Annotated in this window: 6 protein-coding genes and 1 pseudogene; all 7 read left to right on the top strand. The window is 40.1% G+C overall.

The annotated features are described in order from the left end of the window. Positions 1 to 78 (top strand): annotated as a pseudogene (locus GMD4S_RS13210) (50S ribosomal protein L16); the annotation flags it as partial. 9 nt (positions 79 to 87) lie between these two features. Continuing rightward, positions 88 to 294 carry a 50S ribosomal protein L29 gene (rpmC, locus tag GMD4S_RS11925; protein WP_000772918.1) on the top strand — a complete coding sequence of 69 codons (207 nt, stop codon included), beginning with the start codon at positions 88 to 90 and terminating at the stop codon, positions 292 to 294. A gap of 24 nt (positions 295 to 318) precedes the next feature. Continuing rightward, positions 319 to 579: a 30S ribosomal protein S17 gene (gene rpsQ / locus GMD4S_RS11920; RefSeq protein ID WP_000440801.1), complete on the top strand. Its 261-nt coding sequence runs from the start codon at positions 319 to 321 to the stop codon at positions 577 to 579. 25 nt (positions 580 to 604) lie between these two features. Next, complete coding sequence (rplN, locus tag GMD4S_RS11915) at positions 605 to 973, top strand: 50S ribosomal protein L14 (RefSeq protein WP_000616545.1); 369 nt, start codon at positions 605 to 607, stop codon at positions 971 to 973. A gap of 182 nt (positions 974 to 1155) precedes the next feature. Beyond that, on the top strand, positions 1156 to 1461 hold the full coding sequence (gene rplX, locus GMD4S_RS11910; protein WP_000497691.1) for a 50S ribosomal protein L24: 306 nt from the start codon (positions 1156 to 1158) through the stop codon (positions 1459 to 1461). Positions 1462 to 1484: 23 nt separating this feature from the next. Then, entirely contained in the window at positions 1485 to 2027 is a 543-nt protein-coding gene (rplE, locus tag GMD4S_RS11905; RefSeq protein ID WP_000013542.1) for a 50S ribosomal protein L5, read from the top strand. Between the two features lie 17 nt (positions 2028 to 2044). Further along, positions 2045 to 2230 (top strand): type Z 30S ribosomal protein S14, encoded by a 186-nt coding sequence (locus GMD4S_RS11900; protein WP_001085697.1) that lies wholly within the window; start codon positions 2045 to 2047, stop codon positions 2228 to 2230. The last annotated feature ends 1 nt before the right edge of the window (position 2231 follow it).

Below are 2231 nucleotides of genomic sequence, written 5' to 3'. Positions count from 1 at the left end.
ATCGCTCGCGAAGCGCTTCGTCTTGCAAGCCACAAATTGCCAGTTAAATGTAAATTCGTAAAACGTGAAGCAGAATAAGGAGAAGGCATGAAACTTAATGAAGTAAAAGAATTTGTTAAAGAACTTCGTGGTCTTTCTCAAGAAGAACTCGCGAAGCGCGAAAACGAATTGAAAAAAGAATTGTTTGAACTTCGTTTCCAAGCTGCTACTGGTCAATTGGAACAAACAGCTCGCTTGAAAGAAGTTAAAAAACAAATCGCTCGTATCAAAACAGTTCAATCTGAAGCGAAATAATAGACTAGGGAAGGAGAAATTTCAATGGAACGCAATAATCGTAAAGTTCTTGTTGGACGTGTTGTATCTGACAAAATGGACAAGACAATCACAGTTGTAGTTGAAACAAAACGTAACCACCCAGTCTATGGTAAACGTATTAACTACTCTAAGAAATACAAAGCACATGATGAAAACAATGTTGCCAAAGAAGGCGATATCGTACGTATCATGGAAACTCGTCCGCTTTCAGCTACAAAACGTTTCCGTCTTGTAGAAGTTGTTGAAGAAGCGGTCATCATCTAATCAAACCTGAAAGGAGAAAACTGAAATGATTCAAACAGAAACTCGTTTGAAAGTCGCAGACAACAGCGGTGCGCGCGAAATCTTGACTATCAAAGTTCTTGGTGGTTCAGGACGTAAATTTGCAAACATCGGTGATGTTATCGTGGCATCTGTAAAACAAGCTACTCCTGGTGGTGCGGTTAAAAAAGGTGACGTTGTAAAAGCTGTTATCGTTCGTACTAAATCAGGTGCTCGTCGTGCTGATGGTTCATACATCAAATTTGACGAAAATGCAGCAGTTATCATCCGTGAAGACAAAACTCCTCGCGGAACACGTATCTTTGGCCCAGTTGCACGTGAATTGCGTGAAGGTGGCTTCATGAAGATCGTGTCACTTGCTCCAGAAGTACTTTAATTGGTTGCTCAAAGAAAATTAAAACAAGTCTAGGAAGTGAAACGAAAGCATAACTTAAGTTAGGTGAGTTGAAACTGACGAAGGATTGCTTTGATTTTCGCAGAGCAAAAACAAACAAACTAGTCCCCTAGCTTCAGGCTAGGGTGCCCTTATGGGCGTAAGAAAAATCAAGGAGAAACCTAATGTTTGTAAAAAAAGGCGACAAAGTTCGCGTAATCGCTGGTAAAGATAAGGGAACAGAAGCTGTTGTCCTTACTGCCCTTCCAAAAGTAAACAAAGTTATCGTTGAAGGTGTTAACATCGTTAAGAAACACCAACGTCCAACTAACGAGCTTCCTCAAGGTGGTATCATCGAGAAAGAAGCAGCTATCCACGTATCAAACGTTCAAGTATTGGACAAAAATGGTGTAGCTGGTCGTGTTGGTTACAAATTTGTAGACGGTAAAAAAGTTCGCTACAACAAAAAATCAGGCGAAGTGCTTGATTAATCACGAAGGAAAGGAGAAGTATAATGGCAAATCGTTTAAAAGAAAAATATCTTAATGAAGTAGTTCCTGCTTTGACAGAACAATTCAACTACTCATCAGTGATGGCTGTGCCTAAAGTAGATAAGATCGTTTTGAACATGGGTGTTGGTGAAGCTGTATCAAACGCTAAAAGTCTTGAAAAAGCTGCTGAAGAATTGGCACTTATCTCAGGTCAAAAACCACTTATCACTAAAGCTAAAAAATCAATCGCCGGCTTCCGTCTTCGTGAAGGTGTAGCGATCGGTGCAAAAGTTACCCTTCGTGGTGAACGTATGTACGAATTCTTGGACAAATTGGTTTCAGTTTCACTTCCACGTGTGCGTGACTTCCACGGTGTTCCAACAAAATCATTTGATGGACGCGGAAACTACACTCTTGGTGTGAAAGAACAATTGATCTTCCCAGAAATCAACTTTGATGACGTTGACAAAACTCGTGGTCTTGACATCGTTATCGTAACAACTGCTAACACTGACGAAGAGTCACGTGCATTGCTTACAGGCCTTGGAATGCCTTTTGCAAAATAATATAGGAGGTAAATCTAATGGCTAAAAAATCAATGATTGCTAAGAACAAACGTCCAGCGAAGTTCTCTACTCAAGCTTATACTCGTTGTGAAAAATGTGGTCGTCCACATTCAGTTTACCGCAAATTTAAACTTTGCCGTGTTTGCTTCCGTGAATTAGCTTACAAAGGACAAATTCCTGGTGTAACAAAAGCATCTTGGTAAT

The organism is Streptococcus sp. GMD4S (genome assembly GCF_000296955.1).
This window is presented reverse-complemented; position numbering and strand designations above follow the sequence as displayed.

What these genes read in the sequence shown, in the direction of transcription:
- rpmC (WP_000772918.1), top strand. Translation starts at nt 88, where the DNA reads ATGAAACTTAATGAAGTAAAAGAATTTGTTAAAGAACTTCGTGGTCTT.
- rpsQ (WP_000440801.1), top strand. Translation starts at nt 319, where the DNA reads ATGGAACGCAATAATCGTAAAGTTCTTGTTGGACGTGTTGTATCTGAC.
- rplN (WP_000616545.1), top strand. Translation starts at nt 605, where the DNA reads ATGATTCAAACAGAAACTCGTTTGAAAGTCGCAGACAACAGCGGTGCG.
- rplX (WP_000497691.1), top strand. Translation starts at nt 1,156, where the DNA reads ATGTTTGTAAAAAAAGGCGACAAAGTTCGCGTAATCGCTGGTAAAGAT.
- rplE (WP_000013542.1), top strand. Translation starts at nt 1,485, where the DNA reads ATGGCAAATCGTTTAAAAGAAAAATATCTTAATGAAGTAGTTCCTGCT.
- GMD4S_RS11900 (WP_001085697.1), top strand. Translation starts at nt 2,045, where the DNA reads ATGGCTAAAAAATCAATGATTGCTAAGAACAAACGTCCAGCGAAGTTC.